The sequence below is a fragment of the Paraliomyxa miuraensis genome (genome assembly GCF_026337845.1).
Lineage (GTDB): Bacteria > Myxococcota_A > Polyangia > Nannocystales > Nannocystaceae > Paraliomyxa > Paraliomyxa miuraensis.
Map to the genome: position 1 here is coordinate 87,143 of NZ_JAOVZF010000149.1, position 13,056 is coordinate 100,198.

13 protein-coding genes are annotated in these 13,056 nt (G+C 69.9%); 5 read left to right on the plus strand and 8 right to left on the minus strand.

Annotated elements, in window-relative coordinates; all coding sequences use genetic code 11:
* Window positions 1–51 precede the first annotated feature (51 nt).
* Together amrB and OEB96_RS16075 are read right to left on the minus strand one after the other, a co-directional pair.
* On the minus strand, window positions 52–876 hold the full coding sequence (amrB, locus tag OEB96_RS16070) for an AmmeMemoRadiSam system protein B (RefSeq protein WP_266216760.1): 825 nt from the start codon (window positions 874–876) through the stop codon (window positions 52–54).
* On the minus strand, window positions 873–2,696 hold the full coding sequence (locus OEB96_RS16075; RefSeq protein ID WP_266216761.1) for a CRTAC1 family protein: 1,824 nt from the start codon (window positions 2,694–2,696) through the stop codon (window positions 873–875). The genes amrB and OEB96_RS16075 overlap by 4 nt, the downstream gene beginning before the upstream one ends.
* A gap of 110 nt (window positions 2,697–2,806) precedes the next feature.
* Here OEB96_RS16075 and OEB96_RS16080 point away from each other — a divergent pair, with 110 nt between their 5' ends.
* A complete protein-coding gene (locus OEB96_RS16080; protein ID WP_266216762.1) occupies window positions 2,807–3,664 on the plus strand; it encodes a CDP-alcohol phosphatidyltransferase family protein in 858 nt (285 codons plus the stop codon).
* A 21-nt stretch (window positions 3,665–3,685) separates the two neighbouring features.
* Here the strand turns inward: OEB96_RS16080 and OEB96_RS16085 are convergent, their stop codons facing one another.
* Window positions 3,686–5,128: a flavin-containing monooxygenase gene (locus tag OEB96_RS16085; protein ID WP_266216763.1), complete on the minus strand. Its 1,443-nt coding sequence runs from the start codon at window positions 5,126–5,128 to the stop codon at window positions 3,686–3,688.
* 318 nt (window positions 5,129–5,446) lie between these two features.
* On the opposite strand from OEB96_RS16085, the gene OEB96_RS16090 reads away from it, so the two are divergent.
* A complete protein-coding gene (locus OEB96_RS16090) occupies window positions 5,447–6,241 on the plus strand; it encodes a hypothetical protein (protein ID WP_266216765.1) in 795 nt (264 codons plus the stop codon).
* 197 nt (window positions 6,242–6,438) lie between these two features.
* On the plus strand, window positions 6,439–7,257 hold the full coding sequence (locus tag OEB96_RS16095; protein WP_266216766.1) for a formylglycine-generating enzyme family protein: 819 nt from the start codon (window positions 6,439–6,441) through the stop codon (window positions 7,255–7,257).
* Between the two features lie 80 nt (window positions 7,258–7,337).
* On the opposite strand, the gene OEB96_RS16100 is transcribed toward OEB96_RS16095, so the two are convergent.
* Window positions 7,338–8,042 (minus strand): NAD(P)-dependent oxidoreductase, encoded by a 705-nt coding sequence (locus OEB96_RS16100; RefSeq protein WP_266216768.1) that lies wholly within the window; start codon window positions 8,040–8,042, stop codon window positions 7,338–7,340.
* 110 nt (window positions 8,043–8,152) lie between these two features.
* Here OEB96_RS16100 and OEB96_RS16105 point away from each other — a divergent pair, with 110 nt between their 5' ends.
* Window positions 8,153–9,052, plus strand: a complete 900-nt coding sequence (locus OEB96_RS16105; protein WP_266216769.1) for a LysR family transcriptional regulator — start codon at window positions 8,153–8,155, stop codon at window positions 9,050–9,052.
* A gap of 20 nt (window positions 9,053–9,072) precedes the next feature.
* On the opposite strand, the gene OEB96_RS16110 is transcribed toward OEB96_RS16105, so the two are convergent.
* From OEB96_RS16110 to OEB96_RS46445, 3 genes are read right to left on the minus strand one after another with little or no spacing between them, the layout of a single operon-like run.
* Window positions 9,073–9,939, minus strand: a complete 867-nt coding sequence (locus OEB96_RS16110; protein ID WP_266216771.1) for an energy transducer TonB — start codon at window positions 9,937–9,939, stop codon at window positions 9,073–9,075.
* Window positions 9,936–10,364, minus strand: coding sequence for an ExbD/TolR family protein (locus OEB96_RS16115; protein ID WP_266216773.1), 429 nt, complete (start codon window positions 10,362–10,364; stop codon window positions 9,936–9,938). Before OEB96_RS16115 ends, OEB96_RS16110 begins: the two co-directional genes overlap by 4 nt.
* 3 nt (window positions 10,365–10,367) lie before the next feature.
* Complete coding sequence (locus tag OEB96_RS46445) at window positions 10,368–11,075, minus strand: MotA/TolQ/ExbB proton channel family protein (RefSeq protein WP_323137406.1); 708 nt, start codon at window positions 11,073–11,075, stop codon at window positions 10,368–10,370.
* Window positions 11,076–11,369: 294 nt separating this feature from the next.
* On the opposite strand from OEB96_RS46445, the gene OEB96_RS16125 reads away from it, so the two are divergent.
* Window positions 11,370–11,771, plus strand: a complete 402-nt coding sequence (locus OEB96_RS16125) for a hypothetical protein (protein WP_266216774.1) — start codon at window positions 11,370–11,372, stop codon at window positions 11,769–11,771.
* On the opposite strand, the gene OEB96_RS16130 is transcribed toward OEB96_RS16125, so the two are convergent.
* Window positions 11,768–12,871 (minus strand): serine/threonine-protein kinase, encoded by a 1,104-nt coding sequence (locus OEB96_RS16130; RefSeq protein WP_266216776.1) that lies wholly within the window; start codon window positions 12,869–12,871, stop codon window positions 11,768–11,770. The genes OEB96_RS16125 and OEB96_RS16130 overlap by 4 nt on opposite strands.
* Window positions 12,872–13,056: the final 185 nt, after the last annotated feature.

Genomic DNA, 13,056 nt, shown 5'->3' on the forward strand with positions numbered 1-13,056 from the left:
CGCTCGTCGTCGACGAGCAAGGGGTCGGGGGTCTTCCCCGGCCTCTTGCCGTCAGCGGACGACCACGCCGGCGTAGCCCACCACGCGATCGAGGTCGCCGCTGCGCTCACCCGAGTGGCCGTAGCGCACCAGCTCGGCCTCGCGGGCCCCGAGGGCTCGGGCGGCGAACAAGGCCACGGTGGTGGGCAGCACCCCGCACATGCTGATCCGATGGGTCCGGACCGTACGGTAGAGGCCCTCGGGATCGAGTGCCTCCACCCGTGACAGCGCCATGCGATCGAGCGTGGCCGCCTCGGCGGCGCAGACGTAGTGCGACATGTCCGTGCTCGCCACCAGCAGCACGGGCTCGTCGGACTCCCTCACCACTTGGGCCAGGCCCTCGCCGAGATCGCGGCACTCGTCGAGGTCGAGCCCGGCCAGGCACAGCGCCGCGATGCTCAGGTCGGGCTGACGCGCCAGCGCGAACGGCAGGTGCACCTCGAGCGCGTGCTCGCGCAGGTGGGCGGCACGATCGGGCGTCGCTCCGCACTGCCGCACGATCGCCTCGGAGAGCGCCTCGTCGATCGGGATCGTGCCCGTGGGCAAGCGCCAGGCCCCGCCCGACCACGACGATCGCGGCACCCCTCGGCCCGTATGGTTGGGGCACATCAACACCACCCGGCGGGGCACCACCACGCGGGCGTAGGTCTGGCCCAGGATCGAGCCGCTGTACACGTAGCCGGCGTGGGGTCCCACCAGGGCGAGGGCCGGCCGTGGCTCGACCACCGGGCCCATCAAGGTGGCGACCTCTCGTCGCAGGAGGTCGGGGTCGTCGGGGTAGAAGCGTCCGGCCACCGCAGGCGCTCGCGGCATCGCAGCGCCCATGCGCTCGCTCATCGCGGCTCCTCCACCACGAGCTCGATGTTGCGCTCCACGTCGGTGAAGACCTGCTCCTGCCCCGAGGCCGGCCAGTACACGCGAACCTCGTGCACCGGGCTCGCGTCGGGCGACCATCCCAGACCGAAGTGGGCGGCCTTGTCGGGCTGCCCCATGTAGTGGGCGACGGATGCTCCGAGCTCGTGGAGCGAGATGGGGCCGCCCTCGGTCACCTGCACGGTGACCCGGGCGCCCAGGCCATCGCGGTTGCTGGTGGTGCCGCGCGCCCGCACCCGCAGCCAGTCGTGCCGGTTGCCGGTGACGTTCTCGTAGAGCCGCGGCACGTCGAAGTTCATGGCCAGGTACACGTCGAGGTCGCCATCGAGGTCGTAGTCGAAGACCAACAGGCCCCGACCTTGACCGATCTCGCCCAGGCCGACCGCCTCCGACACGTCGGGGCCGAACGCGCCGTTGCCATCGTTCATCCACAGCTGGGCGTGCTCGGCCAGGTTGTTCGAGTAGTAGTAGCCGCCCGTCATCATCAGCTCGAGGTCGCCGTCGTTGTCGGGGTCGAAGAAGGTCGTGCCCCACCCCCAGCCCCCTCGGCTCACCCCCATGGGCTCGGCGATCTCGGTGAAGACCCGGTTGCCGTCGTTGCGGTAGAGCCGGTTCTCGCCCGGCCCGTCGGGGTTGGTGATGGCGGTGACGTACCAGTCGAGATCGCCGTCGCGATCGTAGTCGCCGAACGCCGAGCCCATGCCGTTGCGGTCCAGGCCCACCCCCGAGGCGATCGTGCCGTCGATGAAGGTTCCGTCGCCCTGGTTCCAGAACAGCCGACTGCAGTCGAAGTCGGCCACCACGGAGAGCTCGGGCCAGCCATCGCCGTCGAGATCGACGAACGACGGCGCGAACGAGTAGATCCCCGCCAGCGGCGTGGTCTCCTTCCACACGTCGTCGACGTTCACGCCCGCGGGATCGGTCACGTCCTCGAAGTGACCCGGTGCAGCCGGCCCGAGGTTGTGGAGCAGCCGCGAGTGCGAGGGCATCTTGCCCAGCCCCGCGATCGTGCGCCACTCGCCGACGTAGAGGTCGGTCCAGCCGTCGAGGTCGTAGTCGCCCACCGCCACCGACATCCCCGCGTGCTGGTTGGGACTCTTGAGCGATGCGTTGCGAAGGATGGCCTGCTCGGTGAAGTGCCCGCTGCCGTCGTTGATGTAGAGGTAGTAGCGGGTGTCGCCCAGGGTGACCACGTAGAGGTCCTGGTCGTCGTCGTTGTCGACGTCGACGAATGCCAGGCCCGACGTGCCCCAGGTGTGATCCTGGATTCCGGCCGCGAGCCCGACCTCTTCGAAGCTGCCGTCGCCGCGATTGCGGTAGAGCAGGGGGCGTCCGACCGTGCGCGACACCATCAGATCGGGCCAGCCATCGCCGTCGTAGTCGGCCGTGGCGGCGCCCGCGGTCATGCGCTCGGGCAGGCAGAAGCCGTTGGTGCCCGGGCCCACCTGGTCGATCAGGCAGTTGGGGGCGGTGAAGTACTCGCCGTGGAGGTGGGTGAGACCGGCCGCCGCGGCCACCTCCACGAAGCTCGGCTCGACCACGGGAGGCTCGGGCTCCCCCGTGCTGGTGTCGGCATCGTCCGAGGAGGAGGTCGCGTCGGTCGAGCCGCTCGTGGTGCTGGTGGGATGGCGACCCGGCCCCCCGGTGCCGTCATCGGGCGGGGGCGCGTCGGTGGTGGGGGAGGCCTCGTCCTGGCCGGTCACCGTGGAACTCGTGCCTCCTGCGACCTCGGTCACCGCTGCGTCGCCACCGCAGCCGGCGAGCCACCCCACGACCACCAGCATCGATCTGCCGTACCCGCTCGAGCCCACGATCTTCGGTACCATGGCGCAGGGGCCGGCTCAACCGCGGCAGAACCGCAGCGACCCTCCCAGCTACTCTCGCAGCGACCCTCATGACTTCGACCGGCTACCTTCGCTTCCTTCGCTACCTGGCCCCCAACCTCGTGACCTCGCTGGGCATGCTGTTCGGGCTGTGGTCGATCGTGGCCAGCTTCGAGCAGCGCTTCACCGATGCCGGATGGTTCATCGTGTGGGCCGTGCTGCTCGATCGCGTGGATGGGTTCGTGGCCCGCCTGCTGCGGGCCACCAGTCCCTTTGGCGTGCAGATGGACTCGTTCGCCGATGCGATCAACTTTGGCGTGGCGCCCGCCGTGCTCGTGTACTGCACCTTGCACTCGGTGCCCGAGCTGGGGCTGCAGCAGGGCGTGGGTCACGTGCTCTTGCTGGGCGCATGCGGGTCGTGGGTGCTGGCCAACGTATTTCGGCTCGCCAAGTTCAACGTGATCACCGAGGAGCCCGGCGGGTATCACCCCATGTTCTACGGGGTGCCCACCACCCTGGCCGCGGGCATGCTGGTCATCTGGTACCTGGTGTTCATGCGCTACACGCCGCTGGGGGTCTCCTCCGGCCAGGCCGAGCAGTTCTGGGGCCCGGCGCCGCTCTCGTGGGTGCTGGGCGAGGGGGCGGTGCTGCCCATGGCGATCTGGGGCTACCTGCCCGCCGCCATGCTGGTGGGCGCATTCTTGATGGCCTCGAACCTGCCCACGCCCAAGCTCGGCAAGCTCGGCAACAAGGCGCTCAACGCGTTCGTGGTGGGCCACGCCCTGCTCGGGATCGTGCTGGGGTTCTCGCGGCTCTTGCCCGAGTACATGGCGCTCATGCCCACCAGCTGGCTGCTCGTCTCGCTCGTGTGGAGCCAGCTCTCGCCGCAGGCCAGGGCGGTGTCGCCTCCGTCGTTCCTGCCGCCCTAGCGCCTTGCTACGGCTCCCCGCTCACAGGAACTCCATGACCCCGTCGTCCACCTTGCCGCGGCGCAGGGCCAGCACGTCCAGCAGGTACTTCTGGCGCAGCTTCCACGGGGCCTTGGAGCCCTGCTTGGGTAGCTCGGGCAGGGCTCGCTGCACGTAGCCCGAGCTGAAGTCGAGGAACGGCTCCTCGCTGACGCTCGCGTCTCGTCGGCGCGGCACACAGGTGTGGTAGCCGTTGCGCTGCATGTGGTTCAGCATCCGGCACACGTACTCGCTGGTGAGATCGGCCTTGAGGGTCCACGACGCGTTGGTGTAGCCGAAGCAGAGCGCCAGGTTGGGTACGTCGGAGAACATCATCGCCTTGTAGGCCATGGTCTTGGCGAAGTCGACGGGCTCGCCGTCGACCTCGACTTCCACGCGCCCGAGCACGAGCAGCTTCAGCCCGGTGGCGGTGACGATGATGTCGGCGGGCAGCTCCTGGCCCGAGCGCAGCAGGATGCCGTGCTCGGTGAAGCACTCGATGTGATCGGTGACCACCGAGGCGCGCCTGCTCTCGATGGCCTCGAACAGGTCTCCGTCGGGCACCAGGCACAGCCGCTGGTCCCAGGGGTCGTAGTGCGGAGTGAAGTGGGTCTGGACGTCGTAGCCGGCGGGGAGCGCCCGGCGGACGCCCTCGATGAGGACCTTGGCCACCCGCCTGGGCGCGCGCCGCGACAGCTCGTAGAAGCCCAGCGACACCAGCACGTTCTTCCAGCGGGTGACGTCGTAGGCCAGGCCGCGGGGCAGCACCCGGCGCAGCAGGTTGGCGACGGCGTCGTTGCGGGGACGCGACAGGATGTAGGTGGGCGAGCGCTGCAGCATGGTCACGTGGGCCGCCTGCTTGGACAGCTCGGGCACCAGCGTGACCGCGGTCGCTCCGCTGCCGATCACCACGATGCGCTTGCCCGCGTAGTCGAGGTCTTGGGGCCAGTGCTGCGGGTGCACGAGGGTACCGGCGAAGCGCTCGGCTCCGGGGAATCGCGGCGCGTGGCCCTGCTCGTAGTCGTAGTAGCCGCTGCACATGAACAGGAACCCGCACGTGACGCGGACGCGCTCGTCGCCGTGGGTGACCTCGAGCGTCCAGCGAGCCTCGGCGCTCGACCACGAGGCATGCACCACCCGGTGTTCGAAGCGCATGCGCGGCTGCAGCCCGTGCTTGTTCACGGTGTGGTGCAGGTACTTCAGGATCGCATCACCGTCGGCGATGGCCTCCTGCTCCTTCCAGGGCTCGAAGCGAAAGCCCAGCGTGTACATGTCGGAGTCGGAGCGGATCCCCGGGTAGCGAAACAGGTCCCAGGTGCCCCCCAGGCGGGGGCGTCCCTCGAAGATCACGAAGGTTCGGTCGGGGCAGCGCTCTTGCAGGTGGCAGGCCGCGCTGATGCCGGAGATCCCGGCGCCCACGATCACGACGTCGAAGTGCTCGGTCATTGGCGTAGGGGAGCTTAGCCCCACCGGCCGCCCGCCGGGTCGGCTCGCGCTGTCATTGGGGGCCAGGGTCCGTTCCTCGCGGGCCAACGCCGGGATCGGGCCGACGCGTGCGGTGTCGCTCGCGTCGTGCACGCCGATGACGCGCCCGGGCGGGCTGCGACCCTCGCGTTCGAGTCGATTCGCGCGGGTGTACCATCGACGTCGATGGCTTCGACTCCCCCTCGTTCGATGCGGTCCTTGCTTCGATGGTCGCTCCCGCTGGCGGTGATGATCGGTTGTACCGGGCCTGCGTCCGAGACCTCGCCGAGTCCGAGTCCGATGCAGGTGGCCAATGTGGCGGAGCCGGCTCCGACCAAGGTGGCCGAGCCCAAGGCGTCGAGCGACGCGACGAAGGCGGTCGAGGCGACGCCGACCGAGCCAACGCCGACCGAGGCGACGCCGACCGAGCCGATGCCGACCGAGCCGACGCCGACCGAGCCGACGCCAACCGAGCCCGCCGTGGTCGACGAGGAGCTCGAGCCCGGAGAGCCGACCCACGCGCAGCGGGTGGATGCCTACGTGGCCAGCTGCGCGCACGCCTTCACCCTCGTCCCCGACTGGGTCGAGGAAGACGACCCCGAGGCGGATCCCCCGGTCGACGAGTGCGAGTTCCACGACTGGGATCAGAACTGCACGTACGACCCCTCGGGGTGCTGGGACGACGGGCAGGCGTGCATCCATGCCTGTGCCAAGCCATGCCTGACGTGCCAGGCCGCGTGCACCAGCGGGTGCGATCAGTGCAAGGCCGCGTGTGCCGATGGCTCGACCGAGTGCATTCGCAAGTGTGCCGAGGCCCGGCTCGCGTGTCGCAACGATTGCATGGCGGCCAACTCGCAGTGCGAGGCGGTCGACTGCCCCAAGAAGGAGAAGGAGTGCAACCTCGCATTCGAGACCAAGCGCAAGAAGACGTGCCCGGATTGCGTGCGGATCAGCGAGTGCTTCGAGCAGGATCACGGCGACGAGGACCGCGAAAAGGCCTGCGCGCGCGAGTTTCCCAAGGCCAAGAAGGTGTGCTTGGACTGGTGCATGGAGTACTACGAGTACGAGGAGCCGGAGTACGACGACCTGGAGTAGGCGGGCTCGCCGTCGCCGTCGCCGTCGCCTGCCACGCCGAGCCCCGAGCGGAGGACGACGCGAATGGGGCGGGGGCTCCGGCGATCCCGGACGTGGGTGAGCGGCCGACCTCGTCGCCACCCGAGACGGCTGGCGCTTCGACGTCGGACGTCGAGCCTCGCTCGCGCGAGAGCGGCCCGCCCCATGGTGCGCCGCTCTTGCCGATCCCCGGCGGCACGTTCGTCATGGGCCGCGACCCCATGCACGCCGAGGACGAGTCACCGCCGCACGCGGTGACGATCTCGCCGTTCTGGCTCGAGGCCACGCTGGTCACGGTGGCGGACTTTCGCTGGTTCGTGGACCAGACGGGCTACCGCACCAGCGCCGAGCGCTTCGGCTACGGCAAGACGGCGGTCGAGGGCATGGACGACTGGGAGTGGGACCAGCGGCCCGGGCTGACGTGGCGGGCCCCGTGGGGCGACGACGCTCCGCCGCAGCGCGACGACGAGCCGGTGGTGGTGGTGAGCTGGATGGATGCCTCGCGCTACTGTGCCCACCTCGGCCGTCGACTGCCCACGGAGGCGGAGTGGGAGTATGCGATGCGGGCGGGCTCGGACGGCACGCGCTATCCATGGGGCGATCGGCCGCAGCGCCCCGATGGGTCCTATGGGCTCAACTTCTGGCAGGGCGAGGATCACCACCACAATTCGCGGCTCGATGGGTATCTCTACACCTCGCCCGTGCGCGCGTTTCCTCCCAACGCATGGGGCATCCACGATCCGGTGGGCAACGTGTGGCAGTGGGTCGCGGACTGGTATGCCCGTGACACGTACCAGAGGGATGCCGCCGGAGTGACCGACCCCAGGGGTCCCGAGTCGGGCTGGGCACGCGTGGCGCGAGGAGGATCGTGGTGGTGCTCGGTGAACACGTGCTCGGGCTACGGCGTGTTCGCGCGCGGCAAGTCCGATCCCCACGCCGCGTTCAGCAACAACGGCTTTCGCTGCGCGGTGGATCGGACCGAGACCGGGCGTGGGTAGGGCGCTCCCCATTCCCGTGGCGATTCGTGGCGCGCCCGAGCGTCAGCGGCGCGGCGGTCTCGTGTCATCGCTCCGCGGGGTCAGCTGGCCTGGGCCATGGGGCTGGCGGTCGCGTGGCGGCGGGCCGACTCGCTCTCGCACCCGACGATCGCCGGCACCCGCTGCACGAGCGTGTCGTCGGTCAGGGCCGCGACCATGAACAGCGCGAAGTCGATGCGCCGGGTCAGGTTGCTCTCGAGGATCGGATCGCCGACGTGCTCGGCCCACACCGGCAGGCCCTGGCTCTCGCCTTCTTCGAGGTCGCTGCCGCGCACCACGGTCCAGCGCCGATCGCTGGCGAAGATCCGGTTGCAGGCCTCCACCTGATCGTCGAGGTCGACGACCCGGGCCAGCCGCGCCAAGAAGCCCCCGATCTTGACCAGCGCCCGCAGCTTGCGCGAGTAGACGTCCTTGCCGTCGCGCGTGATGTGCCAGCCGCACGAGAACACCAGCCGCGCGCTCGGCTCGGCGTGGTCGAGCACCGCCTGGGCGGTCCCCGATGCGTAGTGGTTCATGCCCCAGGGGACGAGCACGGTGAGCACGCCGTCGCAGCCGGCAACGGCGCGGCGGATGACCTCGCGGTCGTCGGTGTCTCCGGGGACGATGGTGATCCGGTCGGCGAAGCGGTCGAGCTTGGCGACGCTCTGCTCGCGGCAGACGCCGACGACTTCGTACCCGCGCTCCAGCGCGTGCGCGATCATGTACTGGCCGAGCTTTCCCGAGGCTCCAATGATGCAGACCTTCATTGCCGTGTCTCCTTGGTGGCCCGGGGTTCGTCGTCGGGCCCGTCCTCGTTGTAGCTCTGCACGGTTGCATGGTCCTCGCCGAATGTGGCATCATCGCCATGCATTCTTGCATGGACTGGCGAAAGCTCGCATTCGACTGGAACCGGGCCCGGGCGTTCCTCGTGACGGCCGAGGAGGGCTCGTACTCCGCCGCCGCGCGGGCGCTCGGGCAGGCCCAGCCGACGCTCGGGCGCCAGGTGGCCGCGCTCGAAGAAGAGCTCGGCGTCGCCCTGTTCGAGCGCGTGGGGTCGCGGCTCGAGCTCACCGCGACCGGGGTGGAGCTCGTCGAGCAAGTCCGTCACATGAACGAGGCCGCCGTGCGTCTGTCGTTGATCGCGGCGGGTCAGTCCCAGGACGTCGATGGGGTCGTGCGGATCGCAGCCAGCCAGGCCGTCTCCGCCTACCTGCTGCCGCCCGTCATCGAGCAGCTGCGCAAGGTGCATCCGGGCATCGAGGTCGAGCTGGTCGTCTCCAACGCGAGCAGCGACCTCAAGCGCCGCGAGGCCGACATCGCCGTGCGGCACTTCCGACCCGACGGCGCCGATCTGTTCGCGCGCCTGGTCAAGGACGGGACCGAGGCGCACCTCTACGGCACCCCTGCGTATCTCAGGCGCCTTCACAGCCCCCAGACGCCCGCGCAGCTCGCCGAGCGCGGTCAGGTGCTCGGCTTCGACGAGAGCGAGCAAATGCGCGAGATCTTGCGCGCCGCCGGCTACCCCTTCCCCGACGGCTGCTCGCCGATCCGCACCGAAGACCACCTCGTGCAGTGGGAGCTGGCCAAGCGCGGGATGGGCCTGTGCGTGATGATGCAGGAGGTCGGCGACCACGAGCGTCGCGTGCAGCGGGCCGTCCCCGACGGACCCCCGGTCGTGACCTTGCCGATCTGGATCGTCAGCCACCGCGAGCTCAAGACCAGCCGCCGGATCCGGGTGGTCTTCGACGCCCTCGCGGACGCGCTGCACGAGGACTGATCACGAGGAGCGCTCGAGCCTCAGCTCGGCGGCTCGAACACGTACTCGTAGCGCAGCCCCGCGTAGTCGGCGACCTGCCCGTCGGTCCCCACCGCGGGCGTCAGCGTCATCTTCTTGAGCGCCTTGGCGGCGATCTCGTCGCAGCCCGAGCCGATGCCCGTCTCGATGTGCACCTTGCGAACGGTGCCGTCGCTGCGCACGTCGATGGTGAGCACCACGGTGCCGTAGACGCCCTTGTCGCGGCTGGCGGGGCACTGCAGCTTGGGCGGGCGCTTCTTGGGCAGCGGCATCTTCTTGATGTAGATGTCGCTCTTGGGCGCCCACTTGGGCCCCGTGGGCGCGGTCCCGGTGCCGCCCGTGCCCTGCCCGTCGCCCTTGGGCTTGCCGCCGACCTTGCCCTTGTCCGAGCCCTGGATCCGCCCGGGCGACGTGGTGGTGCCGCCGGCATTGACGGCGACCGGGCTACCCGAGCCCCCCGGCACGAGCTGGCTGTCGGGCAGGCGGATCTTGGGCGGCGGCGGCAGATCGTCGGAGGGCGGCGGCTGCTTGGGCTGCTTGGGCGGAGGCTTCTTGGGCGGGGGCTCCTTGGGCGGCGGGGGCGGGATCTCGGGCTCGGGCTCGGGTTCCGGCTCCGGCTCGGGCTCGGGCTCGGGCTCCGGCTCGGGCTCCTTCTTCTCGGGCTCGGGCGGTTCCGGTTCGTTCACCGCCACCTCGTAGAGGATGAGCTGCTTGGGCCGCTCCGGCTCGGGCATCTCGTGGAGCGTGTAGAAGATGACGACGTGGAACACCATGGACGCCACGAACAGGAACAGAGGCCAGCGGTTGGCCTCCTCGTCCTCTCGGGGGCGCGGCGAGTAGCGCCGCGGTCTTGGTCCTGGCGTCGTCAACCCTCTTCCTTGGGCGGCTTCTCCGTGGCGATGGCGTACTTGTTCACGCCGGCGGCGCGGAGCAGGTCGATGAGGTGGACCATGCGTCCGACCTCGGCCTTGGTGTCACACTGCACGATGCCCTGGAGCTCCCGATCGGCCACCAACGCGTCGGTGATCGCATCGACGATCTGATCGTCGGTGGTGACTTCCTTGCCGTCGACCGCGGTGGTGCCGTCCTTGCGACAAACGATCAGGATGCTGGCACGGTCTTGGGTCTGCCCGGTGGCTGCCTCCGGCTTGTCGACCTTCAGCCCCTCGGGGTTGGTGATGATCGACGTGGTGACCATGAAGATGATTAGCAGCACCAGGGTCACGTCCACGAGCGGCGTGACGTTGATCCCGGTGATCTCGCCCTCGTCGTCGAAATCGGTCCCGCCCGCCATCGTCTAGTCCTTCTTGTCCTGGTCCTTCCCGCCCTTCCCGCTCTTCGAGGGGGGAGGGGCAGGGGCGGCGTCGGTCGAGGTTCCCACCACCAGCGAGCGGGCGGTGTTGGCCAGGCTCTCGGCCTCGCCCAGCGTTCGCTTCACCCGGCGCTGGAAGATGTTGTAGGCGACCACGGCGGGGATGGCGACCAACAGGCCCACCGCGGTGGCCACCAGGGCCTCGGAGATGCCGGCCATGACCTCGGTGCTGGTCTCGCCGCCGGGCTGCAGGCCGGACTCGGCCAGATCCTTGAACGCCTTGATGATGCCGAGCACGGTGCCGAACAGCCCGATGAACGGGGCGTTGGCGCCCAGCGTGCCCAGGAAGCTGAGGTTGCGCTCGAGACGGACCTTCTCGCCCGGGCGCACCGCGTTCATGGCCGCGTCGATCGCCTCGCCGCCCTTGCCCGCGAAGGGAAGCATCTCACGAACCATCCGACCCCCCGGACCGCTGGCGTGCTCGACGGTCTTGGCGGCCAGGTCGAGATCGTCGTCGGCGAGAGCGGCGAGCAGCTTGCGGCGGATCTCGGCGTCGGCTCCCGAGACGCCCCGGAAGAACACGGCACGCTCGATCATCACGTACACGCTGAGCACGCTGAGCACGACGAGCAGCCAAAGGACCCACTCTGCGCCGAGGAGGGAGAACTTGAGGAATTCTTCGGTAAGGCTCATCGGACGGCGCGCGAAAGGTAGCGGAAACCGCGTATTGCGGCCAGCGCTGGGGGGCCAAGCCGGGCCAGAGGTGGCAGCGAGCGGCCTTGCGGCCGCGGTCGTTGCCGCGTTGGGGGGCCGCGGCTGGGACCCGGCCGGGGCGCAGAACGCGGGCACCCACGGTGGTCGGTGCGGTCGGTGCGCCCCACGAGCCCGACGTCGCTCGAGTGGTCCCGTGGTCGAGGTCTTTTTCGTGTAAGGGCCGTGCCACCGTCAGCTCGCGGGCTAGCCCGGGGACGAGGAGGTCCTTCGACCATGAGCATTCCGATGGAGTGGCGCACACGTGGCCTGAGCGGTCGCGATGCCGAGCGAGCCCTGTGTCTTTCCGAGCGTCTGTTGCACAAGATCCACCATCGACGTCCCCGAGCCGTGGCTTGTCGGGTCATGGTCGAGCGCGACGGGTGGGGACCGTGCTCGATCGAGGGTCCGGTCCGCGTGTGCGTGGAGCTGCTCATCGCCTCGCGGCCACCCCTGGTGGCGGAGCGGCACCCCGACGAGGGCTGCCCGGGCGAGGGGATCGACTCGGCGATCCAGGCGGCGTTCGGGCGCATCATCGCGCAGCTCGACGCGGCCACGACCACCATGGTCGAGCGCTCCGGCGCCCATCGCAAGGAGGAGTTCCTGCGCAACGTGTTCGGGCTCGAGCCCTGGGCCTAGCTCGCCGCCTTGGTCACCGCGGTCATCGATCGAATCGGGATCGGCTCGTGCTCGCCGTCGAGCGTGACCTCGGGGGGGCTCACCATGAGGGTGAGGGTGCATGGATCGAGCCGCACGGACCCGCTGCGACTGTGGGGCTCGAGGGTGGGCCGGCGCGTCCCTCGGGCGCGTCGGCCCCGGGCGCGAACCAGAGGAGGGAGATCCTTGGCCACGGCCGCCAGCGCCCGCTCGAGCGCGAGCATGGTGGGCTCGCGATCGGCGGGGTCCCGCGCCAGACAGCGCTCGACGATCGCACGCAGCGCGGGCGCCACCGCGGGCTTGGTCGGCCATCGCGGGGTCACCCCGCGCAGGTGAGCACGAATCTTGGTGGTGACGTCGGGTCCCTCCACCAGCTTGTGGCCCGTGAGCAGCTCGTAGGCGCAGCAGCCCAGGCCGTAGACGTCCGAGCGAACGTCGACGGGACCGGCCTGGGCCTGCTCGGGGGCCATGTAGTCGGGCGTGCCGCACAGGTATCGAGGCCGTACGCCGATCGCCTCGATCACCCCGAGATCGGCGACGACGAGGTGCTCGATCCCTTCGCGTCGAGACACCAGCAGGTTGGATGGCTTGACGTCGTGATGCACGTAGCCGGCGGCATGGATCGCTGCGAGCCCGCGACATGCCATGCGCAGCAGACGAACGATCCGGCTCTGGCTCGGCTGCCAGCCTCCCGCGAGGCGCTGCGCCAGGGAGCGACCGGGAAGGTAGTCCATCGCATACCAGGGGCGACCGTCGGGGAGCCGGCCGTGATCACGCACGCGTACGACATAGGGCGACTGGACGCGCCGCAGCACGTCGAGCTCGAGCACGAAGCGCCGCTCCGCGCTGGGTCGGCAGGGGTGCCGCAGCACCTTGGCCGCCAGCGGCCGGCCGTCGTGATCGAGGCAGCGGTACACCAGCGACGAGGCGCCCTCGCCGATCCGCCGCTGGGCGTCGATGCCGGCCGCCAGTCGGGCACCCGTCACGGAGGGCGGGCGCATGGCCGGTACGTCGAGCGGCTTGGTCTCCGCGTGCGCCCGTGGCTCCAAGGGCAAGGGCTCGGGCAGGGTCCTCGTCGGCATCGTCGGCCGAGCACCTACTGCAACCCGCGCGCCAGCTCGACGCAGGGCGGAGCGGTGTCCCCTACGCGAGCGCCCGCAGCGACCCCGTGACGTGATCGCACAGCGTGCGAATGGTGAGCGAGCTTGCACGCACGGCAGTGAAGCGGCGGTGGCGAATGAATTCCGGCCGACCGATCTTCGCCGGG

What these genes read in the sequence shown, in the direction of transcription:
- OEB96_RS16075 (WP_266216761.1), bottom strand. Translation starts at nt 2,696, where the DNA reads ATGCTGGTGGTCGTGGGGTGGCTCGCCGGCTGCGGTGGCGACGCAGCG.
- OEB96_RS16090 (WP_266216765.1), top strand. Translation starts at nt 5,447, where the DNA reads ATGCAGGTGGCCAATGTGGCGGAGCCGGCTCCGACCAAGGTGGCCGAG.
- OEB96_RS16080 (WP_266216762.1), top strand. Translation starts at nt 2,807, where the DNA reads ATGACTTCGACCGGCTACCTTCGCTTCCTTCGCTACCTGGCCCCCAAC.
- OEB96_RS16100 (WP_266216768.1), bottom strand. Translation starts at nt 8,042, where the DNA reads ATGAAGGTCTGCATCATTGGAGCCTCGGGAAAGCTCGGCCAGTACATG.
- amrB (WP_266216760.1), bottom strand. Translation starts at nt 876, where the DNA reads ATGAGCGAGCGCATGGGCGCTGCGATGCCGCGAGCGCCTGCGGTGGCC.
- OEB96_RS16085 (WP_266216763.1), bottom strand. Translation starts at nt 5,128, where the DNA reads ATGACCGAGCACTTCGACGTCGTGATCGTGGGCGCCGGGATCTCCGGC.
- OEB96_RS46445 (WP_323137406.1), bottom strand. Translation starts at nt 11,075, where the DNA reads ATGAGCCTTACCGAAGAATTCCTCAAGTTCTCCCTCCTCGGCGCAGAG.
- OEB96_RS16125 (WP_266216774.1), top strand. Translation starts at nt 11,370, where the DNA reads ATGAGCATTCCGATGGAGTGGCGCACACGTGGCCTGAGCGGTCGCGAT.
- OEB96_RS16105 (WP_266216769.1), top strand. Translation starts at nt 8,153, where the DNA reads ATGGACTGGCGAAAGCTCGCATTCGACTGGAACCGGGCCCGGGCGTTC.
- OEB96_RS16130 (WP_266216776.1), bottom strand. Translation starts at nt 12,871, where the DNA reads ATGCCGACGAGGACCCTGCCCGAGCCCTTGCCCTTGGAGCCACGGGCG.
- OEB96_RS16115 (WP_266216773.1), bottom strand. Translation starts at nt 10,364, where the DNA reads ATGGCGGGCGGGACCGATTTCGACGACGAGGGCGAGATCACCGGGATC.